We start from the raw sequence: 25,098 nt of genomic DNA on the forward strand, positions 1-25,098 counted from the left end.
TGATGTTACAACCAAAGCGTACAAAATTCCGTAAGGTGCACAAAGGCCGCAACCGTGGTCTGGCGCAGGGTACGGATGTTAGCTTCGGCACTTTCGGTCTGAAAGCTGTTGGCCGCGGTCGCCTGACTGCTCGTCAAATCGAAGCTGCACGTCGTGCCATGACTCGTGCTGTTAAGCGTCAAGGTAAGATCTGGATCCGTGTATTCCCGGACAAACCGATCACCGAGAAACCGCTTGAAGTTCGTATGGGTAAAGGTAAAGGTAACGTGGAATATTGGGTTGCCTTGATTCAGCCAGGTAAAGTCCTGTACGAAATGGACGGTGTGCCGGAAGAGTTAGCCCGTGAGGCATTCCAACTGGCAGCAGCGAAACTGCCTATCAAAACCACCTTTGTAACTAAGACGGTGATGTAATGAAAGCAAATGAGCTGCGTGAAAAGAGCGTCGAAGAGCTGAACACTGAACTGCTCGGCCTGCTGCGCGAGCAATTTAACCTGCGTATGCAGGCTGCCAGTGGTCAGTTGCAACAGACTCACCTGGTAAAACAAGTGCGTCACAATATTGCACGTGTTAAGACTTTACTGACTGAGAAGGCGGGTGCGTAATGACCGATAAAATCCGTACTCTGCAAGGTCGTGTTGTAAGCGACAAAATGGAGAAATCCATGGTTGTTGCTATCGAACGTTTTGTGAAACACCCGCTTTACGGTAAATTCATTAAGCGTACGACTAAGCTGCACGTACATGACGAGAACAATGAATGCGGTATCGGTGACGTGGTTGAAATCCGCGAATGCCGCCCGCTGTCCAAAACTAAGTCTTGGACACTTGTTCGCGTTGTAGAGAAAGCGATTCTGTAATAAAGTAGCGCTCTTCTCTCATGATAAACGGCTCTGCAAAGGGCCGTTTATTTTTTCTACCCATACCAAGGAAGCGGTGTTATAATGCTGCGCCCTCAATTATGGGGTATTTAATGGCCCGAAAGGGTCCTAAAGTAGTAGTTGACATTAGCGGAGCACTAAAATGATCCAAGAACAGACTATGCTGAATGTGGCCGATAATTCCGGTGCACGTCGCGTAATGTGTATCAAGGTTCTAGGTGGCTCGCACCGTCGCTACGCAGGCGTCGGCGATATCATCAAGATTACCATCAAGGAAGCAATTCCTCGCGGTAAGGTGAAAAAAGGCGATGTTCTGAAGGCGGTAGTGGTGCGCACCAAGAAGGGTGTTCGTCGCCCGGACGGTTCTGTCATTCGCTTCGATGGCAATGCTTGCGTTATTTTAAATAATAACAGCGAACAGCCTATCGGTACGCGTATTTTTGGGCCGGTAACTCGTGAACTGCGTAATGAGAAGTTCATGAAAATTATCTCTCTGGCACCAGAAGTACTTTAAGGAGCGAATCATGGCAGCGAAAATCCGTCGTGATGACGAAGTTATCGTGCTAACCGGCAAAGATAAAGGTAAGCGCGGTAAAGTAAAAAATGTCCTGTCTGCTAGTAAGGTCATTGTTGAAGGTATTAATCTGGTTAAAAAACATCAGAAGCCGGTTCCGGCCCTGAACCAACCAGGTGGCATCGTTGAAAAAGAAGCTGCAATTCAAGTTTCTAACGTTGCAATCTTCAATGCGGCAACTGGTAAGGCTGACCGTGTAGGCTTTAGATTCGAAGACGGCAAAAAAGTCCGTTTCTTTAAATCTAACAGCGAAACTATCAAGTAATTTGGAGTAGTACGATGGCGAAACTGCATGATTACTACAAAGACGAAGTAGTTAAAAAACTCATGACTGAGTTTAACTACAATTCTGTCATGCAAGTCCCTCGGGTCGAGAAGATCACCCTGAATATGGGTGTTGGTGAAGCGATCGCTGACAAGAAACTGCTGGATAACGCAGCAGCTGATCTGGCAGCAATCTCCGGTCAAAAACCGTTGATCACCAAAGCACGCAAATCTGTTGCAGGCTTCAAAATCCGTCAGGGCTATCCGATCGGCTGTAAAGTGACTCTGCGTGGCGAACGCATGTGGGAGTTCCTTGAGCGTCTGATTTCCATTGCTGTACCGCGTATTCGTGACTTCCGTGGCTTGTCCGCCAAGTCATTCGATGGTCGTGGTAACTACAGCATGGGTGTGCGTGAGCAGATCATCTTCCCGGAAATCGATTACGATAAAGTCGATCGCGTTCGTGGTTTGGACATTACCATTACCACCACTGCGAAATCCGATGATGAAGGCCGTGCGCTGTTGGCCGCCTTTAACTTCCCATTCCGCAAGTAAGGTAGGGTTACTAATGGCTAAGCAATCCATGAAAGCACGCGAAGTTGTTCGTGTGAAATTGGCTGAAAAATACCGCGCTAAACGCGAGGAATTGAAAGCTATCATCTCTGGTGTGAACTCATCCGACGAAGATCGTTGGGATGCAGTTCTTAAGCTGCAGACTCTGCCGCGTGATTCCAGCCCGTCTCGTCAGCGTAATCGCTGCCGCCAAACTGGTCGTCCGCACGCTTTCCTGCGGAAGTTCGGGTTGAGCCGTATCAAGGTCCGTGAAGCCGCTATGCGCGGTGAAATTCCGGGTCTGAAAAAGGCTAGCTGGTAATTGTCACCAATTGAATCACGGGAGTAAAGACAGATGAGCATGCAAGATCCGATCGCGGATATGCTGACCCGTATCCGTAACGGTCAAGCCGCGAACAAAGTTGCGGTCACCATGCCTTCCTCCAAGCTGAAAGTGGCAATTGCCAACGTGCTGAAGGAAGAAGGTTACATTGAAGATTTCAAAATCGAAGGCGACACCAAGCCAGTTCTGGAATTAGAACTTAAATATTTCCAGGGCAAGGCAGTGGTAGAAAGCATTCAGCGAGTAAGCCGTCCAGGTCTGCGCATCTATAAAAGAAAAGATGAGCTGCCAAAAGTTATGGCCGGTTTGGGTATCGCAGTTGTTTCTACCTCTAAAGGTGTTATGACTGATCGTGCAGCTCGCCAAGCTGGTCTTGGTGGCGAGATTATCTGCTACGTAGCTTAATCGGGAGGAAAAATGTCTCGTGTTGCAAAAGCACCCGTCGTCATTCCTGCCGGCGTAGAGGTAAAACTCAACGGTCAGGATATTTCGATTAAGGGTAAAAACGGCGAGCTGAGTCGTAAGATCCACGATGCTGTTGAAGTGAAACAAGCTGACAACGCTCTGACTTTCGCTCCGCGCGAAGGTTTCGTTGACGGATGGGCCCAGGCGGGCACCACTCGCGCTCTGTTGAACGCAATGGTTATCGGTGTTACCGAAGGCTTCACTAAGAAGCTGCAACTGGTTGGTGTTGGTTACCGTGCTGCTGTTAAAGGCAATGTGGTTAACCTGTCTCTTGGGTTCTCTCACCCAGTAGATCACGCACTGCCGGCAGGTATTACTGCAGAATGCCCAAGCCAAACTGAAATCGTACTGAAAGGTGCTGATAAGCAGGTTATTGGTCAGGTCGCTGCGGAATTACGCGCCTACCGTCGTCCTGAGCCTTACAAAGGCAAGGGTGTCCGTTACGCCGACGAAGTCGTGCGTACCAAAGAGGCTAAGAAGAAGTAAGGTAACACTATGGATAAGAAAGCAGCTCGTATCCGTCGTGCGACCCGCGCACGCCGCAAGCTCCAGGAACTGGGTGCGACGCGTCTGGTGGTACATCGTACTCCACGCCATATTTATGCGCAGGTCATTGCACCGAACGGTTCTGAAGTCCTGGTAGCCGCTTCTACTGTAGAAAAAGCTATCGCTGAACAACTGAAGTCTACCGGTAATAAAGACGCAGCAAGCGCAATAGGTAAAGCTATTGCAGAGCGCGCGTTAGAAAAAGGCATCAAAGATGTCTCTTTCGACCGTTCCGGTTTCCAATATCATGGTCGAGTCCAAGCACTGGCAGATGCTGCCCGTGAAGCTGGCCTTCAGTTCTAAGGTAGAGGTGTAAGATGGCTCACATCGAGAAACAAGCTGGCGAACTGCAGGAAAAGCTGATCGCGGTAAATCGCGTATCTAAAACCGTTAAAGGTGGTCGTATTTTCAGCTTCACCGCACTGACTGTAGTGGGTGATGGCAACGGCCGCGTAGGTTTTGGTTACGGTAAAGCTCGCGAAGTTCCAGCAGCGATCCAGAAAGCGATGGAAAAAGCCCGTCGCAATATGATGAATGTCGCGCTGAACAACGGCACCCTGCAGCACCCAGTTAAAGGTGCTCACACGGGTTCTCGTGTGTTCATGCAGCCAGCTTCCGAAGGTACCGGTATTATCGCCGGTGGTGCAATGCGCGCCGTTTTGGAAGTTGCAGGGGTTCACAACGTATTGGCTAAAGCCTATGGTTCCACTAACCCGATTAACGTGGTTCGTGCAACGATTGATGGTTTGGCCAACATGAAGTCCCCGGAAATGGTCGCTGCCAAGCGTGGTAAATCCGTTGAAGAAATTCTGGGGTAATGACCGTGGCAAAGACTATTAAAATCACTCAAACCCGTAGTGCAATCGGTCGTCTGCCGAAACATAAGGCGACACTGCTTGGCCTGGGTCTGCGTCGTATTGGTCATACTGTTGAACGTGAGGATACTCCTGCGGTTCGTGGTATGGTCAACGCGGTTTCCTACATGGTTAAAGTGGAGGAGTAACAGATGCGTTTAAATACTCTGTCTCCGGCCGAAGGTGCTAAACACGCACCGAAGCGTTTAGGTCGTGGTATTGGTTCTGGCCTGGGCAAAACTGGCGGTCGTGGTCACAAAGGTCAGAAATCTCGTTCTGGCGGTGGCGTACGTCGTGGTTTTGAAGGTGGTCAGATGCCTTTATACCGTCGTCTGCCGAAATTCGGTTTTACTTCTCGTAAAGCGATGATCACGTCAGAAGTTCGTCTGTCTGATCTTGCTAAAGTAGAAGGCGACGTAGTTGACCTGAATACGCTGAAAGCCGCTAATGTTATTGGCATTCAGATTGAATTCGCGAAAGTGATTCTGTCTGGTGAAGTTGCTCGTCCGGTAACGATTCGTGGTCTGCGTGTCACTAAAGGTGCTCGTGCTGCTATCGAAGCTGCTGGCGGTAAAATTGAGGAATAAGTAGCAGATGGCCAAACAACCAGGATTAGATTTTCAGAGTGCTAAAGGCGGAGTTGGTGAACTGAAGCGCAGACTTTTGTTTGTTATCGGTGCGCTAATTGTTTTCCGTATTGGCTCTTTTATTCCGATTCCTGGTATTGATGCCACTGTGCTTGCCAAATTGCTTGAACAGCAGCGAGGCACCATCATTGAAATGTTTAACATGTTCTCTGGTGGTGCTCTCAGCCGTGCTTCTATCTTTGCCCTGGGTATTATGCCGTATATTTCGGCATCTATTATTATCCAGTTGCTGACGGTGGTTCATCCTGCGTTGGCTGAAATAAAGAAAGAAGGGGAAGCTGGCCGTCGTAAGATCAGCCAGTATACCCGCTACGGTACCTTGGTATTGGCTATATTCCAGTCGATCGGTATTGCTACTGGTCTGCCGAATATGCCTGGAATGCAAGACTTGGTAATAAATCCAGGTTTTGCTTTCTACTTTACCGCTGTTGTGAGTCTGGTCACTGGGACAATGTTCCTGATGTGGCTGGGAGAACAGATTACGGAACGTGGTATCGGTAACGGTATCTCGATCATAATCTTTGCTGGTATTGTTGCGGGCCTACCGCCGGCCATTGGCCATACCATCGAGCAAGCTCGGCAAGGCGACCTGCACTTCCTCCTGTTGCTGTTGGTTGCAGTTTTAGTGTTTGCAGTAACCTTCTTCGTTGTTTTCATTGAGCGTGGTCAACGTCGTATCGTCGTTAATTATGCAAAACGTCAACAAGGTCGTCGTGTTTATGCAGCACAGAGTACGCATTTACCGCTGAAGGTGAATATGGCTGGGGTTATTCCCGCGATCTTCGCTTCCAGTATTATTCTGTTCCCTGCCACGATTGCATCTTGGTTTGGGGGCGGTACCGGTTGGAACTGGCTGACAACTATTTCGCTGTATTTGCAGCCCGGACAACCGCTTTATGTGTTACTCTATGCGTCTGCAATCATCTTCTTCTGTTTCTTCTACACTGCGTTGGTTTTCAACCCGCGTGAAACAGCAGATAACCTGAAGAAGTCCGGTGCATTCGTGCCAGGAATTCGTCCGGGAGAGCAAACGGCGAAATATATCGATAAAGTGATGACTCGCCTAACTCTGATTGGTGCGATGTATATTACTTTTATCTGCCTGATCCCGGAGTTTATGCGTGACGCAATGAAAGTACCTTTCTATTTCGGGGGTACATCTTTATTGATCGTTGTTGTCGTCATCATGGACTTTATGGCTCAAGTGCAAACTCTGATGATGTCGAGTCAATATGAGTCTGCATTGAAGAAAGCAAACCTGAAAGGCTATAACCGTTAATTAGGTGAGCTTGAGAAGTTACGGAGAGTAAAAATGAAAGTTCGTGCTTCCGTCAAGAAATTATGTCGTAACTGTAAGATTGTTAAGCGTAACGGTGTCGTTCGTGTGATCTGCAGTGCCGAACCGAAGCATAAACAGCGTCAAGGCTGATTATCTCGCATATTTTTCTTGCAAAGTTGGATTGAGCTGGCTAGATTAGCCAGCCAATCTTTTGTATGTAACTGCAACATTATTTGAGTATCCTGAAAACGGGCTTTTCAGAATGGTGTTGCTGTATAAAATTGTAGGAGTGCATAGTGGCCCGTATAGCAGGCATTAACATTCCTGATCATAAACATACCGTTATTGCGTTAACGTCGATTTTCGGTATCGGTAAAACCCGTTCGCAGGCTATTTGTGCTGCAACAGGAATTGCCGAAGATGTTAAGATCAGTGAGCTGTCTGAAGAGCAAATCGATAAGCTGCGTGACGAAGTTGCCAAGTTTGTTGTAGAAGGTGATCTGCGTCGTGAAGTTACCCTGAGCATCAAGCGTCTTATGGACCTTGGTACTTATCGTGGTTTGCGTCATCGTCGTGGTCTGCCGGTTCGCGGTCAGCGTACCAAGACTAACGCCCGTACCCGTAAGGGTCCGCGCAAACCGATCAAGAAATAATCGGGGTGATTGAATAATGGCAAAGGCACCTATTCGTGCACGTAAGCGTGTAAGAAAGCAAGTCTCTGACGGTGTGGCTCATATCCATGCTTCTTTCAACAACACCATCGTAACCATTACTGATCGTCAGGGTAATGCGCTGGGTTGGGCAACTGCCGGTGGTTCCGGCTTCCGTGGTTCTCGTAAATCTACGCCGTTCGCTGCTCAGGTAGCTGCAGAACGTTGCGCAGAGGCCGTGAAAGAGTACGGTATTAAGAACCTGGAAGTTATGGTTAAAGGACCTGGTCCGGGCCGTGAGTCTACTATCCGCGCATTGAACGCGGCTGGTTTCCGCATCACTAATATTACTGATGTGACTCCGATCCCTCATAACGGTTGTCGTCCGCCGAAAAAGCGCCGCGTATAACGCCGCTTTTAGGATTGTTGGAGAAAGAAAATGGCAAGATATTTGGGTCCTAAGCTCAAGCTGAGCCGTCGTGAAGGCACCGACCTGTTCCTGAAGTCTGGTGTTCGTGCGATCGATTCCAAGTGTAAAATTGAACAAGCTCCTGGCCAGCACGGTGCGCGTAAACCGCGTCTGTCTGACTATGGTGTACAGTTGCGTGAAAAGCAAAAAGTTCGCCGTATCTACGGTGTTCTGGAGCGTCAGTTCCGTAACTATTATAAAGAAGCTGCACGTCTGAAAGGCAACACAGGTGCAAACCTGCTGCAACTGCTGGAAGGTCGTCTGGATAACGTTGTTTATCGTATGGGTTTTGGTGCCACTCGTGCTGAGGCGCGTCAGATGGTAAGCCACAAAGCTATCATGGTAAACGGTCGCGTTGTTAGCATCGCTTCTTATCAGGTATCCCCGAATGACGTAGTCAGCATCCGTGAGAAAGCTAAAAAGCAATCTCGCGTGAAAGCCGCTCTGGAGCTGGCTGAACAGCGTGAAAAGCCAACTTGGCTGGAAGTTGATGCTGCCAAGATGGAAGGTGTGTTCAAACGTATTCCTGAACGTACCGATCTGTCTGCGGACATTAATGAACACCTGATCGTCGAGCTTTACTCCAAGTAAAGCTTAGTACCAAAGAGAGGACACAATGCAGGGTTCTGTGACAGAGTTTCTAAAACCGCGCCTGGTTGATATCGAGCAAGTGAGTTCGACGCACGCCAAGGTGACCCTTGAGCCATTAGAGCGGGGCTTCGGCCATACTCTTGGCAACGCACTGCGCCGTATTCTGCTTTCATCCATGCCAGGTTGCGCGGTGACCGAGGTTGAGATTGATGGTGTACTGCATGAGTACAGCACCAAAGAAGGCGTACAGGAAGATATCCTGGAAATCCTGCTCAACCTGAAAGGGCTGGCGGTGAGAGTTCAAGGCAAAGATGAAGTTATTCTTACCCTGAATAAATCTGGCATTGGCCCTGTGACTGCAGCCGACATCATCCATGATGGTGATGTCGAAATCGTCAAGCCGCAGCACTTAATTTGCCATCTGACCGATGAAAACGCATCTATTAGCATGCGTATCAAAGTTCAACGTGGTCGTGGTTATGTGCCGGCATCTGCCCGTATTCATACGGAAGAAGATGAGCGCCCGATTGGTCGTCTGTTAGTTGATGCTTGCTACAGCCCTGTAGAGCGTATTGCCTACAATGTTGAAGCGGCTCGTGTAGAACAGCGTACTGACTTGGACAAGCTAGTCATCGAAATGGAAACCAATGGCACGATCGATCCTGAAGAGGCGATCCGCCGTGCGGCTACCATTCTGGCTGAACAACTTGAAGCTTTTGTTGACTTACGTGATGTTCGTCAGCCAGAAGTTAAAGAAGAGAAACCAGAATTCGATCCGATTCTGCTGCGCCCTGTTGACGATCTGGAATTGACTGTCCGCTCTGCTAACTGCCTTAAGGCAGAAGCTATCCACTACATCGGTGATCTGGTACAGCGTACCGAGGTTGAGCTGCTTAAAACGCCTAACCTGGGTAAAAAATCTCTTACTGAGATTAAAGACGTACTGGCTTCCCGTGGTTTGTCTCTGGGCATGCGCCTGGAAAACTGGCCACCGGCAAGCATTGCTGATGAGTAACCAGATCACAGGTTAAGGTTTTACTGAGAAGGATAAGGTCATGCGCCATCGTAAGAGTGGTCGTCAACTGAACCGTAACAGCAGCCATCGTCAGGCTATGTTCCGTAACATGGCTAGTTCTTTGGTTCGTCATGAAATCATCAAGACGACCCTGCCGAAAGCGAAAGAGCTGCGTCGCGTTGTTGAACCGCTGATTACTCTTGCCAAGACCGACAGCGTTGCTAATCGTCGTCTGGCATTCGCCCGTACTCGTGATAACGAGATCGTGGCAAAACTGTTTAATGAACTGGGCCCGCGTTTTGCGAGCCGTGCCGGTGGTTACACTCGTATTCTGAAGTGTGGCTTCCGTGCTGGTGACAATGCGCCGATGGCATACATCGAGCTCGTTGATCGCTCAGTCTCTCAGACAGAAGAAGTTGCTACTGCAGAGTAATCTGTAAGAGCATAAAAAAACCGGGGAAACCCGGTTTTTTTACATCTGAAATAAACTAAGCTCTATTAATGAAGCGGGTAAGAGATTGCCATGTGGTTGATTGATGAGTTAGTTGAAAAACATATCCGTAAGGCTCAGGAAGACGGCGTTTTTGACAATCTTTCAGGAACCGGTAGCCCTTTAATTCTTGATGACGATAGCGGTGTACCGCAGGAGCTAAGAACCGCCTATCGGTTACTCAAGAATGCTGGTTATTTGCCTGTAGAACTTCAAGAAAGGAAAGATGCTTTACAACTGACCGACTTTATTAAAACAGTATCCCGTGACTCGTCTGAATATGAGGACATTTCTCGGCGCTTGCGCATGCTGGAAGTTAGCTTGCAGCAGAAAGGTGTTAATACTGATTTTCTACATCAGGAATACAAGATACAGCTCAATAAAAAGTTCTAATTGCCAGATGAATTCGTTGTATTACTATTCTCATCTTTCCATTTCGGCTATATACTCCGCCTGATTTATTTATACACACATATACTGTCCATTAGCCAAACTTTCTTAGGAGTGATGATGACCACATATCGTCATAAACGTGGAAAAATCCAGGACAATGCCATTGAGGCATTGCTACATGACCCACTGTTTCGCCAGCGTATTGAAGTGAATGAAAAAGGGAAAGGAAGTTATCGTAGAAAAGACAAACATGTGAAGAAAGGTAGTTGGGAGGCCAGTGGTAAGCAATCAAATGATTATTTACCCCTGGCCTTTCTGCTTTTTGTATAACGACGTCAAAGATTAATAGAAACTCAGTTCTTACTGTTTAGGCTGTTGTTCTTTCAGCAAATCTCGAATCTCAGCTAGCAGCTTCTCTTCAGCACTAGGTTTAGGCGGTGCGGCAGGTTCATCTTCCTGTTTGCGACGCAGCTTGTTCATGAGCTTAATTGCCATAAAGATCGCGAAAGCAACGATGACAAAGTCGAAAATATTTTGAATGAAAGCGCCATAGTTCATGACAACGGCGGGAACTTCGCCTTGGGCATCACGAAGAATAAGGCTGAATTGTTTAAAATCGACCCCGCCAATCAAAAGCCCAAGCGGCGGCATAATAATATCTGATACCAGCGAAGAGACAATTTTGCCGAAAGCAGCACCAATAATGACACCCACAGCTAAATCGACAACATTGCCACGCATGGCAAACTCTCTAAATTCTTTGATGATGCTCATATCCGTTCTCCTTGCCAAAATATAAATTAATTCTAACCAATCGCCGTATCTTTGCCAGATTATCGGTTCGCGATAAATCTATTTCTACATTACAAAAAGAAAGGGCTGGGTTGAAATAGTCGTTCAACATCAGGCACAAATTTTTTGTCAGCTAAGAACATGATGACATGATCGCCTTGCTCAATTTTGCTATTTGCATTGGCAATGATGACGTCATCACCGCGCACAATTGCGCCGATAGTGGTACCGGGCGGAAGCTTAATATCTTCGATCATTCTTCCGACAACTTTCGACGTGCCCTCGTCACCGTGGGCGATAGCCTCGATTGCTTCGGCTACACCGCGACGCAAAGAGGATACGCTGACGATATCTGCCTTGCGGACGTGGCTGAGCAGGGCAGAAATTGTTGCCTGCTGTGGGGAGATGGCGACATCAATGACACTACCCTGGACCAGATCGACATAAGCCCTGCGTTGGATGAGCACCATCACTTTTTTCGCGCCCATACGTTTGGCGAGCATCGCTGACATAATATTCGCTTCGTCATCATTGGTAATGGCGATGAATACATCAATCTGCTCAATATGTTCTTCAGCAAGGAGCTCCTGGTCTGAAGCATCGCCGTGAAATACCACTGTATTTTGCAGAAGCTCAGCCAGTTCTGCTGCACGATCTGCATTTCGCTCTATCAATTTGATGCTGTAGTCTTTTTCTAACCGCTGGGCTAACCCGGCGCCGACGTTACCTCCGCCAACGATCATGATCCTTTTATATGGTTTTTCAAGGCGCTGTAATTCGCTCATCACTGCGCGAATATGTTGGGAAGCCGCGACAAAAAACACTTCGTCACCAGCTTCGATGATAGTGGAACCTTGTGGGCGAATCGGACGATCGTGACGAAAAATAGCCGCAACGCGGGTCTCTACATGAGGAATGTGTTCACGAAGAGAGGTAAGAGCGTTACCAACTAATGGGCCGCCATAATAGGCATTAACCGCAGCAAGGCTCACTTTGCCTTCAGCGAAGTTGACGACCTGAAGTGCTCCAGGATATTCGATCAGTTTGTAGATGTTATCGATTACCAATTGCTCTGGGGAGATCAGGTGGTCGATGGGAACCGCTTCTGGTAAAAACAGCTGTTCTGATTCACGGATGTATTCGGCAGCACGAATGCGCGCAATCCGGTTTGGGGTTTTGAAAAGAGAATAAGCGATCTGGCAGGCGACCATATTCGTTTCATCTGAATTGGTAACGGCGACCAGCATATCAGCATCTTCCGCTCCCGCTTCACGCAGTACCCGCGGGTGAGAGGCATAGCCCGTAACGACGCGCAGATCAAACTTATCCTGAAGCTGGCGTAACCGGTTTGCATCAGTATCAACGACAGTGATGTCATTGTTTTCACCGGCTAGATTTTCTGCCAGTGTTCCACCGACCTGACCCGCGCCAAGGATGATAATTTTCATAATAAGCCATGCCGTTTATTGATTGCTGCCTGTTGCAGACAATACTGGGTTCAATATCAGTTTTTTACCAGCTTCGCATAAAAGAAACCATCGCCACCATCAGCACGAGGTAGCATCTGTATGCCTGGCAGTTCGCGTGTTCCTGTATCAACCAGTGTTGCATCGGCATGGCGAGTCAGGAAATCCGTAACTTGTTGAGCGTTTTCTTGTGGCAGAATGGAGCAAGTCGCGTAGACCATCGTTCCGCCTACTTTGAGATATGGCCAGATGGCGTCAAAAATCTCTTTTTGCAGAGCAACCAGTTCCTCGATATCTCTGTCCCGGCGTAACCATTTAATATCTGGATGACGACGAATAACGCCTGTGGCGGAACAAGGGGCATCCAACAGAATACGGTCAAACATACGCCCTTCACACCATGAGTCGGGGTAACGTCCATCGCCCTGTTTCACTTCTGCATGCATTTGTAATCGAAGTAAATTTTCTTTTACTCGACTTAAACGGGTTTCATCAATATCGACAGCGAGTACATGAGATTTTGGCGCTGCTTCTAAAATATGCGTCGTTTTTCCTCCAGGTGCAGCGCAGAGGTCGAGGATCTGCTCGCCATCTTGTGGATCGAGCCAATAGACGCAGCCTTGGGCAGAAGCATCTTGCACCGTTGCCCACCCTTGTGAAAATCCCGGTAATTGATCGACTGCGCAAGGAGAAGCAAGCCGTATCGCATCAGTGAATTCAGTGTGAGGGAATGCTTCAATTCCCTCTTGTGCCAGTAAATTTAAGTACGCTTCCCGCGTATGGTGTAACCGATTTACGCGTAACCACATCGGAGGACGTTGATTATTCGCCTCAACAATAGTTTGCCAGTGATTTGGATAGGCGTGCTCAATACGCGCTAGCAGCCAGCTTGGATGCAGGTAGTGAGATGAGTGATTTGCTTCACGCTGAATGAGCTCTTCCTGTTGGCGCTGGAATTGACGCAATACGCCATTAATCAGCCCCTTGAGCTGTGGCCGTTTTAGTGCGACGGCGCCTTCTACCGTTTCTGCCAGAGCCGCATGTGGTGGGATTCGCGTATAGTGCAGTTGGTAAATGCCGACCATGATGAGGTAATGCAGCGTGCGTTGTTTGCCCGTCAGGGGTTTTGCCATCAGTTGCTGAATACACCACTCCAACTGAGGTAAAACGCGCAATACGCCAAAGCAAAGCTCTTGTAAAAGTGCGCGATCTTTCTCGGAGACTTCACGCTGATGAACAGGTAATAAGGCACTGAGTGACTGTCCCTGATCCAGAATCTGTCCCACCACTTTTGCGGCAATACTGCGTAGATTGTATGAGCTTTTCATGTGTTAGCGATGACGTATACGTAAAAAGAGAGGATATACCGGCATGACGCCGGTATGAAAAATAGATTAGTCCAGTGTATTACCGGGAACGAACCACTCACGACGTGAGTTAAGCAGATCCTGCGCACTCATCACTTTTTTGCCTGCAGGCTGCAATTCCTGAATATTCAAGATACCAGCAGCTGTTGCCACCTGAATACCCTGTTTATCTGCCTGAAGGATGGTGCCGGGCAATGTGCTATGCGCTGTAGTAATGACCTCGGCTTTCCAGACTTTCACCGGTTGTTCATCTACCGTGAAATAGCTGACAGGCCAAGGATTAAAAGCACGAATACAACGCTCAAGTTGCTCGGCAGATAACTGCCAGTTTAGACGAGCTTCTTCTTTGCTGAGCTTTTCTGCGTAGGTGGCAAGGGCGTCATTTTGTGCTTCAGCGACAGCGCTGCCGTCAGCAAGTAATTCCAGCGTTTCTAATAAGCCACGTGGCCCCAGTTCAGCAAGTTTATCGTACAACGTGGCGCTAGTATCATGTGGCAGAATAGGGCACGAAATTTTGTGCAACATTGCGCCAGTATCAAGTCCAACGTCCATTTGCATGATCGTCACGCCCGTTTCGCTGTCTCCAGCCCACAATGCACGCTGGATGGGAGCTGCTCCACGCCAGAGAGGCAATAGGGAACCGTGGACATTAATGCAGCCAAGGCGAGGCATCGATAATACGGGCTGCGGCAGAATTAAGCCGTAGGCGACAACGACCATAACATCGGCATCTAACGCCTGAACCATCGCCTGATTTTCTGCTGGTCGCAGAGATTTAGGCTGAAAAACGGGAATGTTATGTTGCTCTGCCAGTACTTTCACCGGACTGGGGGTGAGCTTGTTGCCCCTGCCTGCTGGGCGATCGGGCTGGGTGAAAACGCCAACGACCTCATGTCCTGATGATAAAAGCGCGTCAAGGTGACGCGCTGCAAAGTCAGGGGTGCCGGCAAAGATTATGCGTAAAGAATCAGACACGGTGCTTCCTGTCAGAATGAAAATTAGCGGGCTCGGCTATTCTGCTTAGCCAGTTTTTCCAGTTTTTGACGAATGCGCTGGCGTTTAAGTGGGGAAAGGTAATCGATAAACAGTTTCCCAACCAAGTGATCCATTTCATGTTGAATACAAATGGCCAGTAGCTCGCTTGCTTCAAGTTCGAACGTCTTACCTTCACGATCCAATGCACGCACTTTTACATGCTCTGCACGAGGAACCAGCGCGCGCGTTTCAGGGATCGACAGGCAACCCTCTTCGATACCAGTATCGCCGCTCTTTTCAATCAGTTCGGGATTGATTAGCACCAGCCGTTGGTCTCGTTCTTCAGAGACGTCAATAACAATGATACGTTGATGGATATCCACCTGTGTCGCGGCCAGTCCAATACCTTCTTCTTCGTACATGGTATCGAACATATCATCCACGATACGTTGAATATCTGCATTGACTTCTTTTACGGGCTGCGCAGTAATGCGGAGCCGCTCGTCTGGGAAATGTAATACCTGCAAAACTGCCATATATGTTTAGATCTGTATCTGAATAGTGAGAGAGTCTTAGCGCTCATTCTAGACATTTCCTGCCCCGATTGACAGCATCAGCACTGAATTGCACCACTTATCTGAACATAGCGGAATAAGGGACGCTGATGCTATCAACGGAAATTTGGCTACGTATGACGGGTGTAAAGCACCTGAGCGCCAGACGTGCTCGGGCTATTGTCAGCAAGCTTATTGATTTAAATATGTTCGATAATGAGAGTCTGAGCACATTAGGTTTGTCTGATGCTCAAATTACACAATTCTATTCTTATGAACATAAGGTCCTGGAAGAAACACTCAATTGGTTGTCTTATCCCAATCATCATCTCGTGACGTGTGAAGATGCCCTGTATCCCTTTCTGTTGAGCAATATTCGTGATTTTCCGCTGTTGCTTTTTGTGTCTGGTTCTCCTGAGCTATTGGCATCGCCGCAAATATCGATTATTGGCAGCCGAAGTAGCAGTGTTTACGGCGAACGCTGGGGAGGTTTTTTTGCTCAAGAACTTGCAGCAAATGAACTCACAGTGACAAGTGGGTTAGCAATTGGCATTGATGGTATTGCTCATCGCGCTGCTTTGGATACGGGAGGGAGAACGATTGCTGTGTTGGGAAGTGGACTGGAGAATATTTATCCTAAGCGGCACGCTAAGCTTGCCGAACGTATTTGTGGCGATGGCGGCGCGCTGGTCTCCGAATTTCCCCTCGCAATGCCGCCTTTCCCAACCAACTTCCCTAGAAGAAATCGCATTATCAGCGGGCTAGGGCTGGGCGTTCTGGTCATTGAGGCGTCTATCCGTAGCGGGTCTCTGGTCACTGCGCGTTATGCTTTAGAGCAAGGACGGGAGGTTTTCGCTCTGCCTGGGCCAATCGGTAATCCGATGACCGAGGGGACGCACTGGTTGATCCAGCAAGGAGCCAGTCTGGTGACACATCCGAAGGATATTCTTGAGCAATTGGTGAGTGAGCTACAGTGGCTGCCAATGGAAAGCGGGCAAACTATTTCTAACGAAGAAGAGGATGGCGAATTGCCATTTGCCGACGTGTTGGCTAACGTAGGAGATGAGGTTACACCTGTTGACGTTGTCGCTGAACGTGCCGGCCAACCTGTGCCAGAGATAGTCACTAAGCTATTAGAGCTGGAGTTAGCAGGATGGATCGCAGCAGTACCCGGCGGCTATGTCCGATTAAGGAGGGCAGGCCATGTTCGACGTACTCATGTACTTGTTTGAGAGCTACATCCACAATGAAACTGAAATGCGTGTCGATCAGGATACGTTAACTGATGACCTCACCCGCGCTGGATTTGATCGTAACGATATCTATAGCGCGTTGAGTTGGCTGGAAAAATTAGCCGATATTCAGGAAGGGCAGACTGCACCGCTTTATTTGGCGAACGATCCTCTGGCTATGCGGATCTACACGCAGGATGAAACGTTGCGTCTTGATGCGGAATGTCGTGGCTTTTTATTGTTCCTTGAGCAAATTCAGGTTCTGAATCTTGAAACGCGCGAGATGGTTATCGAACGCGTCATGGCATTGGAAACGCAGGAATTTGATCTGGAAGATCTTAAGTGGGTCATTCTCATGGTGCTTTTCAATGTGCCTGGCTGTGAGAATGCCTATCAGCAAATGGAAGAATTACTCTTTGAGGTCAATGACGGTTATGTGCAATAGCCAGAGGGATAACATTTCGAATGGCTAAGTCCGTACTGTTTGCTGAAAAAAAACAGGAAATATGCCCAGACTGTGGGTCAGTGCTGGTTATCCGTTCTGGCCGGCACGGCCCATTCTTAGGCTGTTCTGCGTATCCAGAATGCGAATTTATTCGCCCACTGAAAGCGCAGGCTGATGGACATATCGTCAAAGTGTTGGATGGGCAACAGTGCCCGCTTTGTCAGTCGACGTTGGTACTAAGGCAAGGCCGTTATGGGATGTTCATCGGCTGTGGCAATTACCCTGAATGCCATCATACTGAGACTATCGATCGCCCTGATGACACGGCGATTCGATGCCCACAGTGTAATGAAGGCACCTTGTTACAGCGTAAGTCTCGCTACGGTAAGGTATTTCATTCTTGCGATCGCTATCCCGATTGCCAGTTTACGTTAAACCATAAGCCGATAGCGGGTGAATGTCCTTCTTGCCATTACGCCTTATTGTTTGAGAAAAAAACGGCACAAGGCATCAAGCTATTTTGTGCCAGTAAATTATGTGGAAAGCCAGTAACGGCAGAAGTTGATAAGAATGAGTGATGTCTCTGATGAACTAATGATTCCTGTTTTACGGGAATTACATAATGAACAGGTTATTGCGTACCCGACTGAGGCGGTATTTGGGTTGGGCTGCGATCCTGATAGTGAAGTGGCGGTTAATCGTCTGCTAGCTTTAAAGCAGCGCCCCTGGCAAAAAGGGTTGATCCTGATTGCGGCAGATTTTAGCCAACTGGCTCCTTATATTGATGACAGCGTGTTATCCGATGAGCAGAAGGCGATGATGTTTTCCACATGGCCTGGTCCGGTTACTTGGGTATTACCTGCAAAACGTACGACTCCACAATGGTTAACGGGGCAATTTTCTTCTCTTGCTGTGCGCGTTAGTGACCATCCGTTAGTTAAAGAACTGTGCCAGCGTTACGGTAAACCGTTGGTGTCGACCAGCGCCAATTTAAGTGGTCAACCTCCTTGCCGTACGGCTCAGGAAGTTTCTCAACAATTTGGTGATGATTTTCCTGTGCTAGTTGGGGATGTTGGCGGAAGAATGAACCCATCCGAAATCAGGGATGTATTAACAGGCGAGCTTATTCGTCAGGGGTAATAGCAAGTTGGAGGGGAACGTGTCTGAAGTAACGTCTTTTGCAGTTTTTGGCAATCCGATTGCGCATAGTAAATCACCTCGCATACATGAGCTATTTGCTGCACAGACGGGGATAACGTTAACGTACGAGCGCGTTTTAGCGCCTCTGGATGATTTTGAGCAAATGCTGCGTCAGTATTTTCTCAATGGTGCTGGTGGTGCGAATGTCACTGCGCCCTTTAAAGAGCGTGCCTTTGCCGAAGCTGATGAGCGTAGCGAATGCGCGGCGCTTGCAGGGGCGGTTAATACATTGAAGAGACTGAGTGACGGTCGCCTATTTGGTGATAATACAGATGGTATTGGTTTACTTAGCGATCTGCAACGATTGGCGCTGGTGAAGCCGTTGGATCGTGTGTTGCTGGTGGGGGCCGGCGGCGCGGCGCGCGGGGTTATCCAACCCTTACTGGCTTATGGCTGTACGGTTGTGCTGACGAATAGGACGTTTTCCAAGGCTGATGAATTGGTTAAGGTCTTCAGTGGTATTGGAGATATTCATGCTGTTTCCCTCGACGATTTGCATGGTCTATCATTCGATCTGATCATTAACGCGACATCTTCCGGGATGTACGACAGTATTCCTAACTTACCGCCAGAACTCATTTCACCGGAAACATGCTGTTATGACATGTTCTATCTGCCACAACTGACACCTTTTTTGTCATGGTGCGTACAGCATGGTGCTATCCACTATGCAGATGGTTTGGGAATGTTGGTGGGGCAAGCGGCACATGCGTTTAAGATTTGGCATGGGGTGATGCCAGATGTAGAACCAGTAATTGCTTTGCTAAAGCAGGATCTTGCGACGTGAATCAGGCGATCCAGTTCCCAGATCGTGAAAGTTGGGATGATAAGGCCATGGCGATCCGTTGCCCTGTTTTAGTGAATGGCTTTCAGCAGGAATGCTTAGTGAGCGCAGAGCTGCTTCAGCAACGCTATGGTGGTAATAGCCCTGAACAGTGGCTGTCACTGTTCAGGGAATATCGATGGGACCTTGAAGATGAACTGGAGAAAATGATCGTTGCTGAAGAATGGGATGATGAAGGTTACTACTCGTTGTCCTGAGCGAGATATTCATCTTTCCAACGAACATAGTTGTTTGCCGAGTAAATTAATCCTTCTATTTCTTCTTGTGTCAGTGGTCTAATTTTTTTGACTGGGCTGCCGAGGTATAGATGTCCCTTTTCTAGTCGTTTTCCTGGAGGGACCAGGCTACCAGCACCAATCATGACATCATCTTCAACAATGGCGCCATCCAGAAGTATTGACCCCATTCCTACCAGAACCCGATTTCCTATTCGGCAACCGTGCAGCATCGCTTTATGACCCACCGTGACATCTTCCCCAATAATAAGCGGGTTACCTTCTGGTTTTTTCTCTGAACAGTGGGTGATATGGAGCACTGATCCATCCTGAATATTGCTTCGGGCGCCGATCGTAATGTAGTTAACATCACCGCGTATGGCGACAAGGGGCCAGATACCAACATCATCGCCTAGTGTTACTTTGCCAATCACCACGCTGGAGTGATCGACCATGACTCTTTCGCCTAAAACGGGAGAAATGCCGTTATAACGACGGAATGTTTTTGCACTCATCGACAACCTCGTAGTTATTTTCCACATACTGATATTCGCATTACAGACAAAATATCGACAGATATGAGACATCGGCAACTGAAAAGTGGTGTGGATCGAGTAAGATCTCATCGAAAGGGTCGAAAAACAGGCGAATAGAAAAAAAGATCAAGAAAGTTGTTGTGTAACGAAAACGGATCCCTATAATGCGCCTCCATCGACACGGCGCTGTGATTCACAACCGGGTCGGTAAAGAAAGAGAAAACGCTTTAAAATAAGCGTTGACTCTGAAGGTGAAAAGCGTAATATACGCCACCTCGCGAAGCGGTTAAGGCTGCAACGCACTGCTCTTTAACAATTTAATCAGACAATCTGTGTGGGCACTCACAAGACCGTATCTTAACGATATAAAAAGTCTTGAAGAGTGAACAACAGTAAATTCATTACGAATAAACAGTTTTAATTCTTTGAGCATCGCTGACGAGTTCAGCAAATCAAACAAATCTTAAATTGAAGAGTTTGATCATGGCTCAGATTGAACGCTGGCGGCAGGCCTAACACATGCAAGTCGAGCGGTAGCACAGAGAGCTTGCTCTCGGGTGACGAGCGGCGGACGGGTGAGTAATGTCTGGGAAACTGCCTGATGGAGGGGGATAACTACTGGAAACGGTAGCTAATACCGCATAACGTCTTCGGACCAAAGAGGGGGACCTTCGGGCCTCTTGCCATCAGATGTGCCCAGATGGGATTAGCTAGTAGGTGAGGTAATGGCTCACCTAGGCGACGATCCCTAGCTGGTCTGAGAGGATGACCAGCCACACTGGAACTGAGACACGGTCCAGACTCCTACGGGAGGCAGCAGTGGGGAATATTGCACAATGGGCGCAAGCCTGATGCAGCCATGCCGCGTGTGTGAAGAAGGCCTTCGGGTTGTAAAGCACTTTCAGCGGGGAGGAAGGCGGTGAGATTAATACTCTCATCGATTGACGTTACCCGCAGAAGAAGCACCGGCTAACTCCGTGCCAGCAGCCGCGGTAATACGGAGGGTGCAAGCGTTAATCGGAATGACTGGGCGTAAAGCGCACGCAGGCGGTTTGTTAAGTCAGATGTGAAATCCCCGAGCTTAACTTGGGAACTGCATTTGAAACTGGCAAGCTAGAGTCTTGTAGAGGGGGGTAGAATTCCAGGTGTAGCGGTGAAATGCGTAGAGATCTGGAGGAATACCGGTGGCGAAGGCGGCCCCCTGGACAAAGACTGACGCTCAGGTGCGAAAGCGTGGGGAGCAAACAGGATTAGATACCCTGGTAGTCCACGCTGTAAACGATGTCGATTTGGAGGTTGTGCCCTTGAGGCGTGGCTTCCGGAGCTAACGCGTTAAATCGACCGCCTGGGGAGTACGGCCGCAAGGTTAAAACTCAAATGAATTGACGGGGGCCCGCACAAGCGGTGGAGCATGTGGTTTAATTCGATGCAACGCGAAGAACCTTACCTACTCTTGACATCCAGAGAACTTAGCAGAGATGCTTTGGTGCCTTCGGGAACTCTGAGACAGGTGCTGCATGGCTGTCGTCAGCTCGTGTTGTGAAATGTTGGGTTAAGTCCCGCAACGAGCGCAACCCTTATCCTTTGTTGCCAGCGGTTCGGCCGGGAACTCAAAGGAGACTGCCAGTGATAAACTGGAGGAAGGTGGGGATGACGTCAAGTCATCATGGCCCTTACGAGTAGGGCTACACACGTGCTACAATGGCGTATACAAAGAGAAGCGACCTCGCGAGAGCAAGCGGACCTCATAAAGTACGTCGTAGTCCGGATTGGAGTCTGCAACTCGACTCCATGAAGTCGGAATCGCTAGTAATCGTAGATCAGAATGCTACGGTGAATACGTTCCCGGGCCTTGTACACACCGCCCGTCACACCATGGGAGTGGGTTGCAAAAGAAGTAGGTAGCTTAACCTTCGGGAGGGCGCTTACCACTTTGTGATTCATGACTGGGGTGAAGTCGTAACAAGGTAACCGTAGGGGAACCTGCGGTTGGATCACCTCCTTACCAAGAAGATGTGTGTTAAGTGAAGTGCTCACACAGATTGTCTGATGAAAATAATGAGCAAAAGCGTCAACAAAGTACGGTGTCGTGTCCCCTTCGTCTAGAGGCCTAGGACACCGCCCTTTCACGGCGGTAACAGGGGTTCGAATCCCCTAGGGGACGCCAGCGCATCCGACCATTCCGGTGAAAGCGGGGGTCTTCAGTAAGTCAACTACTTACCTCATATCTTAAAACTGATTAGCAATAGTCAGGGTTTAAGATATTGCTCTTTAACAATCTGGAACAAGCTGAAAATTGAAACATGACAGCTGAACGTGCGTTGATACCTTTGGGTGTCGATGGCGATGCAGTCTGTCAATGAGTCTCTCAAATAATCGCAGCGCGACAGTGACTTTGATTTATCAAAGACACCTTCGGGTTGTGAGGTTAAGCGACTAAGCGTACACGGTGGATGCCTAGGCAGTCAGAGGCGATGAAGGGCGTGCTAATCTGCGATAAGCGTCGGTAAGCTGATATGAAGCGTTATACCCGACGATACCCGAATGGGGAAACCCAGTGTGTTTCGACACACTATCATTATGTGAATACATAGCGTAATGAGGCGAACCGGGGGAACTGAAACATCTCAGTACCCCGAGGAAAAGAAATCAACCGAGATTCCCCCAGTAGCGGCGAGCGAACGGGGAAGAGCCCAGAACCTGAATCAGTTTGTGTGTTAGTGGAAGCGTCTGGAAAGTCGCACAGTAAAGGGTGATAGTCCCGTACACAAAAATGCACAAGTTGTGAGTTCGATGAGTAGGGCGGGACACGTGACATCCTGTCTGAATATGGGGGGACCATCCTCCAAGGCTAAATACTCCTGACTGACCGATAGTGAACCAGTACCGTGAGGGAAAGGCGAAAAGAACCCCGGCGAGGGGAGTGAAATAGAACCTGAAACCGTGTACGTACAAGCAGTGGGAGCATCCTTCGGGGTGTGACTGCGTACCTTTTGTATAATGGGTCAGCGACTTATATTCTGTAGCAAGGTTAACCGAATAGGGGAGCCGCAGGGAAACCGAGTCTTAACTGGGCGTTAAGTTGCAGGGTATAGACCCGAAACCCGGTGATCTAGCCATGGGCAGGTTGAAGGTTGGGTAACACTAACTGGAGGACCGAACCGACTAATGTTGAAAAATTAGCGGATGACTTGTGGCTGGGGGTGAAAGGCCAATCAAACCGGGAGATAGCTGGTTCTCCCCGAAAGCTATTTAGGTAGCGCCTCGTGAACTCATCTTCGGGGGTAGAGCACTGTTTCGGCTAGGGGGTCATCCCGACTTACCAACCCGATGCAAACTACGAATACCGAAGAATGTTATCACGGGAGACACACGGCGGGTGCTAACGTTCGTCGTGAAGAGGGAAACAACCCAGACCGCCAGCTAAGGTCCCAAAGTCATGGTTAAGTGGGAAACGATGTGGGAAGGCATAGACAGCCAGGATGTTGGCTTAGAAGCAGCCATCATTTAAAGAAAGCGTAATAGCTCACTGGTCGAGTCGGCCTGCGCGGAAGATGTAACGGGGCTAAACCATGCACCGAAGCTGCGGCAGCGACACTTAGTGTTGTTGGGTAGGGGAGCGTTCTGTAAGCCTGCGAAGGTGGCCTGTGAGGGTTGCTGGAGGTATCAGAAGTGCGAATGCTGACATAAGTAACGATAATGCGGGTGAAAAACCCGCACGCCGGAAGACCAAGGGTTCCTGTCCAACGTTAATCGGGGCAGGGTGAGTCGACCCCTAAGGCGAGGCTGAAAAGCGTAGTCGATGGGAAACAGGTTAATATTCCTGTACTGGGTGTTACTGCGAAGGGGGGACGGAGAAAGCTAGGTTATCCGGGCGACGGTTGTCCCGGTTTAAGCGTGAAGGTGGGTGACTTTGGTAAATCCGGGTCATCATTAACACTGAGGCGTGATGACGAGTCACTACGGTGATGAAGTAACTGATGCTACGCTTCCAGGAAAAGCCTCTAAGCTCCAGGTAACACCGAATCGTACCCCAAACCGACACAGGTGGTCAGGTAGAGAATACTCAGGCGCTTGAGAGAACTCGGGTGAAGGAACTAGGCAAAATGGTGCCGTAACTTCGGGAGAAGGCACGCTGATGGTAAGTGAAGTGACTTGCTCATGGAGCTGAAATCAGTCGAAGATACCAGCTGGCTGCAACTGTTTAATAAAAACACAGCACTGTGCAAACACGAAAGTGGACGTATACGGTGTGACGCCTGCCCGGTGCCGGAAGGTTAATTGATGGGGTCAGCCGCAAGGCGAAGCTCTTGATCGAAGCCCCGGTAAACGGCGGCCGTAACTATAACGGTCCTAAGGTAGCGAAATTCCTTGTCGGGTAAGTTCCGACCTGCACGAATGGCGTAATGATGGCCAGGCTGTCTCCACCCGAGACTCAGTGAAATTGAACTCGCTGTGAAGATGCAGTGTACCCGCGGCAAGACGGAAAGACCCCGTGAACCTTTACTATAGCTTGACACTGAACCTTGAGCCTTGATGTGTAGGATAGGTGGGAGGCTTTGAAGTGTGGACGCCAGTCTGCATGGAGCCAACCTTGAAATACCACCCTTTAATGTTTGATGTTCTAACGTAGACCCGTAATCCGGGTTGCGGACAGTGTCTGGTGGGTAGTTTGACTGGGGCGGTCTCCTCCCAAAGCGTAACGGAGGAGCACGAAGGTTAGCTAATCCTGGTCGGACATCAGGAGGTTAGTGCAAAGGCATAAGCTAGCTTGACTGCGAGAGTGACAGCTCGAGCAGGTGCGAAAGCAGGTCTTAGTGATCCGGTGGTTCTGAATGGAAGGGCCATCGCTCAACGGATAAAAGGTACTCCGGGGATAACAGGCTGATACCGCCCAAGAGTTCATATCGACGGCGGTGTTTGGCACCTCGATGTCGGCTCATCACATCCTGGGGCTGAAGTAGGTCCCAAGGGTATGGCTGTTCGCCATTTAAAGTGGTACGCGAGCTGGGTTTAGAACGTCGTGAGACAGTTCGGTCCCTATCTGCCGTGGGCGTTGGAAGATTGAGAGGGGTTGCTCCTAGTACGAGAGGACCGGAGTGAACGCACCACTGGTGTACGGGTTGTGATGCCAATTGCATTGCCCGGTAGCTAAGTGCGGAAGAGATAACCGCTGAAAGCATCTAAGCGGGAAACTTGCCTCGAGATGAGTCTTCCCTGGGCACTAGATGCCCCTGAAGGGCCGTTGAAGACGACGACGTAGATAGGCTGGGTGTGTAAGCGTAGCGATACGTTGAGCTAACCAGTACTAATGACCCGAGAGGCTTAACCTTACAACACCGAAGGTGTTTTGTGAGACGACTCATAGAGAACGATATTCAGCTTGTTCAAAGATTGGTTCTGATGGTTACGGAGATGACAAAGAAAAAAGTCATGTTAAGTAACGGTCGGAATAAAACAG

Annotated in this window: 34 protein-coding genes, 1 tRNA gene and 2 rRNA genes; 31 read left to right on the top strand and 6 right to left on the bottom strand. The window is 48.9% G+C overall.

The annotated features are described in order from the left end of the window. The first annotated feature begins 2 nt into the window (after positions 1–2). From rplP to AB8809_RS02250, 22 genes are all read left to right on the top strand, one after another. Complete coding sequence (gene rplP, locus AB8809_RS02145) at positions 3–413, top strand: 50S ribosomal protein L16 (protein WP_005970273.1); 411 nt, start codon at positions 3–5, stop codon at positions 411–413. After that, complete coding sequence (rpmC, locus tag AB8809_RS02150) at positions 413–604, top strand: 50S ribosomal protein L29 (protein WP_005970272.1); 192 nt, start codon at positions 413–415, stop codon at positions 602–604. The genes rplP and rpmC overlap by 1 nt, the downstream gene beginning before the upstream one ends. Beyond that, on the top strand, positions 604–858 hold the full coding sequence (gene rpsQ, locus AB8809_RS02155; protein WP_011095505.1) for a 30S ribosomal protein S17: 255 nt from the start codon (positions 604–606) through the stop codon (positions 856–858). Before rpmC ends, rpsQ begins: the two co-directional genes overlap by 1 nt. 163 nt (positions 859–1,021) lie before the next feature. Continuing rightward, on the top strand, positions 1,022–1,393 hold the full coding sequence (gene rplN, locus AB8809_RS02160) for a 50S ribosomal protein L14 (protein WP_000613954.1): 372 nt from the start codon (positions 1,022–1,024) through the stop codon (positions 1,391–1,393). Positions 1,394–1,403: 10 nt separating this feature from the next. Continuing rightward, positions 1,404–1,718: a 50S ribosomal protein L24 gene (rplX, locus tag AB8809_RS02165; protein WP_015841924.1), complete on the top strand. Its 315-nt coding sequence runs from the start codon at positions 1,404–1,406 to the stop codon at positions 1,716–1,718. A gap of 14 nt (positions 1,719–1,732) precedes the next feature. Continuing rightward, positions 1,733–2,272: a 50S ribosomal protein L5 gene (rplE, locus tag AB8809_RS02170; protein ID WP_005970265.1), complete on the top strand. Its 540-nt coding sequence runs from the start codon at positions 1,733–1,735 to the stop codon at positions 2,270–2,272. A gap of 13 nt (positions 2,273–2,285) precedes the next feature. Continuing rightward, positions 2,286–2,591 carry a 30S ribosomal protein S14 gene (gene rpsN, locus AB8809_RS02175; protein ID WP_010286114.1) on the top strand — a complete coding sequence of 102 codons (306 nt, stop codon included), beginning with the start codon at positions 2,286–2,288 and terminating at the stop codon, positions 2,589–2,591. A 33-nt stretch (positions 2,592–2,624) separates the two neighbouring features. After that, positions 2,625–3,017, top strand: a complete 393-nt coding sequence (gene rpsH, locus AB8809_RS02180) for a 30S ribosomal protein S8 (RefSeq protein WP_005970261.1) — start codon at positions 2,625–2,627, stop codon at positions 3,015–3,017. Between the two features lie 12 nt (positions 3,018–3,029). Beyond that, positions 3,030–3,563: a 50S ribosomal protein L6 gene (rplF, locus tag AB8809_RS02185; protein ID WP_015841923.1), complete on the top strand. Its 534-nt coding sequence runs from the start codon at positions 3,030–3,032 to the stop codon at positions 3,561–3,563. Positions 3,564–3,572: 9 nt separating this feature from the next. Beyond that, a complete protein-coding gene (rplR, locus tag AB8809_RS02190) occupies positions 3,573–3,926 on the top strand; it encodes a 50S ribosomal protein L18 (protein WP_010286111.1) in 354 nt (117 codons plus the stop codon). Between the two features lie 14 nt (positions 3,927–3,940). Beyond that, the gene (gene rpsE, locus AB8809_RS02195; protein ID WP_005970257.1) at positions 3,941–4,441 is read left to right on the top strand and encodes a 30S ribosomal protein S5; all 501 of its coding nucleotides are present in this window, start codon (positions 3,941–3,943) and stop codon (positions 4,439–4,441) included. Positions 4,442–4,446: 5 nt separating this feature from the next. Continuing rightward, positions 4,447–4,626 carry a 50S ribosomal protein L30 gene (rpmD, locus tag AB8809_RS02200; protein WP_004846568.1) on the top strand — a complete coding sequence of 60 codons (180 nt, stop codon included), beginning with the start codon at positions 4,447–4,449 and terminating at the stop codon, positions 4,624–4,626. 3 nt (positions 4,627–4,629) lie between these two features. Then, entirely contained in the window at positions 4,630–5,064 is a 435-nt protein-coding gene (gene rplO, locus AB8809_RS02205) for a 50S ribosomal protein L15 (RefSeq protein WP_015841922.1), read from the top strand. A gap of 7 nt (positions 5,065–5,071) precedes the next feature. Then, positions 5,072–6,403, top strand: a complete 1,332-nt coding sequence (secY, locus tag AB8809_RS02210; protein ID WP_005970255.1) for a preprotein translocase subunit SecY — start codon at positions 5,072–5,074, stop codon at positions 6,401–6,403. Between the two features lie 33 nt (positions 6,404–6,436). Then, positions 6,437–6,553, top strand: a complete 117-nt coding sequence (gene rpmJ / locus AB8809_RS02215) for a 50S ribosomal protein L36 (RefSeq protein ID WP_002227352.1) — start codon at positions 6,437–6,439, stop codon at positions 6,551–6,553. 146 nt (positions 6,554–6,699) lie between these two features. Then, positions 6,700–7,056 carry a 30S ribosomal protein S13 gene (gene rpsM, locus AB8809_RS02220; RefSeq protein ID WP_010286058.1) on the top strand — a complete coding sequence of 119 codons (357 nt, stop codon included), beginning with the start codon at positions 6,700–6,702 and terminating at the stop codon, positions 7,054–7,056. Between the two features lie 16 nt (positions 7,057–7,072). Then, positions 7,073–7,462, top strand: a complete 390-nt coding sequence (gene rpsK, locus AB8809_RS02225) for a 30S ribosomal protein S11 (protein ID WP_002919257.1) — start codon at positions 7,073–7,075, stop codon at positions 7,460–7,462. A gap of 30 nt (positions 7,463–7,492) precedes the next feature. Next, positions 7,493–8,113, top strand: coding sequence for a 30S ribosomal protein S4 (gene rpsD, locus AB8809_RS02230; protein WP_010286047.1), 621 nt, complete (start codon positions 7,493–7,495; stop codon positions 8,111–8,113). Between the two features lie 25 nt (positions 8,114–8,138). After that, positions 8,139–9,128: a DNA-directed RNA polymerase subunit alpha gene (gene rpoA, locus AB8809_RS02235; RefSeq protein WP_005970247.1), complete on the top strand. Its 990-nt coding sequence runs from the start codon at positions 8,139–8,141 to the stop codon at positions 9,126–9,128. A gap of 40 nt (positions 9,129–9,168) precedes the next feature. After that, positions 9,169–9,561 (top strand): 50S ribosomal protein L17, encoded by a 393-nt coding sequence (gene rplQ, locus AB8809_RS02240; RefSeq protein ID WP_005970246.1) that lies wholly within the window; start codon positions 9,169–9,171, stop codon positions 9,559–9,561. A gap of 90 nt (positions 9,562–9,651) precedes the next feature. Beyond that, complete coding sequence (locus AB8809_RS02245; RefSeq protein WP_349855959.1) at positions 9,652–10,011, top strand: DUF1992 domain-containing protein; 360 nt, start codon at positions 9,652–9,654, stop codon at positions 10,009–10,011. A gap of 117 nt (positions 10,012–10,128) precedes the next feature. Beyond that, positions 10,129–10,341 carry an alternative ribosome-rescue factor A gene (locus tag AB8809_RS02250; protein ID WP_015841920.1) on the top strand — a complete coding sequence of 71 codons (213 nt, stop codon included), beginning with the start codon at positions 10,129–10,131 and terminating at the stop codon, positions 10,339–10,341. A 30-nt stretch (positions 10,342–10,371) separates the two neighbouring features. On the opposite strand, the gene mscL is transcribed toward AB8809_RS02250, so the two are convergent. From mscL to def, 5 genes are all read right to left on the bottom strand, one after another. Beyond that, the gene (gene mscL, locus AB8809_RS02255; RefSeq protein ID WP_015841919.1) at positions 10,372–10,785 is read right to left on the bottom strand and encodes a large-conductance mechanosensitive channel protein MscL; all 414 of its coding nucleotides are present in this window, start codon (positions 10,783–10,785) and stop codon (positions 10,372–10,374) included. 89 nt (positions 10,786–10,874) lie between these two features. Further along, a complete protein-coding gene (trkA, locus tag AB8809_RS02260; protein WP_015841918.1) occupies positions 10,875–12,251 on the bottom strand; it encodes a Trk system potassium transporter TrkA in 1,377 nt (458 codons plus the stop codon). A 56-nt stretch (positions 12,252–12,307) separates the two neighbouring features. Next, positions 12,308–13,597 carry a 16S rRNA (cytosine(967)-C(5))-methyltransferase RsmB gene (rsmB, locus tag AB8809_RS02265; RefSeq protein WP_349855960.1) on the bottom strand — a complete coding sequence of 430 codons (1,290 nt, stop codon included), beginning with the start codon at positions 13,595–13,597 and terminating at the stop codon, positions 12,308–12,310. 66 nt (positions 13,598–13,663) lie between these two features. Then, positions 13,664–14,611: a methionyl-tRNA formyltransferase gene (fmt, locus tag AB8809_RS02270; protein ID WP_349855961.1), complete on the bottom strand. Its 948-nt coding sequence runs from the start codon at positions 14,609–14,611 to the stop codon at positions 13,664–13,666. 23 nt (positions 14,612–14,634) lie between these two features. Next, positions 14,635–15,147, bottom strand: coding sequence for a peptide deformylase (gene def, locus AB8809_RS02275; protein ID WP_015841915.1), 513 nt, complete (start codon positions 15,145–15,147; stop codon positions 14,635–14,637). A 128-nt stretch (positions 15,148–15,275) separates the two neighbouring features. Here def and dprA point away from each other — a divergent pair, with 128 nt between their 5' ends. Genes dprA through AB8809_RS02305 form a run of 6 tightly spaced genes read left to right on the top strand, consistent with a single transcriptional unit; the run spans position 15,276 to position 19,083 of the window. Further along, on the top strand, positions 15,276–16,397 hold the full coding sequence (gene dprA, locus AB8809_RS02280; RefSeq protein WP_349855962.1) for a DNA-protecting protein DprA: 1,122 nt from the start codon (positions 15,276–15,278) through the stop codon (positions 16,395–16,397). After that, on the top strand, positions 16,369–16,842 hold the full coding sequence (gene smg, locus AB8809_RS02285) for a DUF494 family protein Smg (protein WP_015841913.1): 474 nt from the start codon (positions 16,369–16,371) through the stop codon (positions 16,840–16,842). The genes dprA and smg overlap by 29 nt, the downstream gene beginning before the upstream one ends. Before the next feature lie 20 nt (positions 16,843–16,862). Further along, the gene (locus tag AB8809_RS02290; RefSeq protein ID WP_181846217.1) at positions 16,863–17,420 is read left to right on the top strand and encodes a topoisomerase DNA-binding C4 zinc finger domain-containing protein; all 558 of its coding nucleotides are present in this window, start codon (positions 16,863–16,865) and stop codon (positions 17,418–17,420) included. Continuing rightward, a complete protein-coding gene (gene tsaC, locus AB8809_RS02295) occupies positions 17,413–17,982 on the top strand; it encodes an L-threonylcarbamoyladenylate synthase type 1 TsaC (RefSeq protein ID WP_256554241.1) in 570 nt (189 codons plus the stop codon). The genes AB8809_RS02290 and tsaC overlap by 8 nt, the downstream gene beginning before the upstream one ends. A 19-nt stretch (positions 17,983–18,001) precedes the next feature. Next, a complete protein-coding gene (aroE, locus tag AB8809_RS02300; protein ID WP_349855963.1) occupies positions 18,002–18,829 on the top strand; it encodes a shikimate dehydrogenase in 828 nt (275 codons plus the stop codon). Next, positions 18,826–19,083, top strand: a complete 258-nt coding sequence (locus AB8809_RS02305) for a DUF1488 domain-containing protein (protein ID WP_015841909.1) — start codon at positions 18,826–18,828, stop codon at positions 19,081–19,083. The genes aroE and AB8809_RS02305 overlap by 4 nt, the downstream gene beginning before the upstream one ends. On the opposite strand, the gene AB8809_RS02310 is transcribed toward AB8809_RS02305, so the two are convergent. Then, a complete protein-coding gene (locus AB8809_RS02310; protein ID WP_181830642.1) occupies positions 19,068–19,616 on the bottom strand; it encodes a gamma carbonic anhydrase family protein in 549 nt (182 codons plus the stop codon). The two genes, AB8809_RS02305 and AB8809_RS02310, sit on opposite strands and share 16 nt — an antisense overlap. Before the next feature lie 486 nt (positions 19,617–20,102). Here AB8809_RS02310 and AB8809_RS02315 point away from each other — a divergent pair. The 3 genes from AB8809_RS02315 to AB8809_RS02325 all read left to right on the top strand — a co-directional run bounded on the left by AB8809_RS02315 (position 20,103) and on the right by AB8809_RS02325 (position 24,970). Further along, positions 20,103–21,642 (top strand): 16S ribosomal RNA (locus AB8809_RS02315). 86 nt (positions 21,643–21,728) lie between these two features. Then, positions 21,729–21,804 (top strand) — tRNA-Glu (locus AB8809_RS02320). 259 nt (positions 21,805–22,063) lie between these two features. Further along, positions 22,064–24,970: ribosomal RNA gene (locus tag AB8809_RS02325) — 23S ribosomal RNA — on the top strand. The 16S and 23S rRNA genes sit together here with 1 tRNA gene alongside, the layout of an rRNA operon. Positions 24,971–25,098: the final 128 nt, after the last annotated feature.

The sequence above is a fragment of the Pectobacterium aroidearum genome (genome assembly GCF_041228105.1).
GTDB lineage: Bacteria > Pseudomonadota > Gammaproteobacteria > Enterobacterales > Enterobacteriaceae > Pectobacterium > Pectobacterium aroidearum.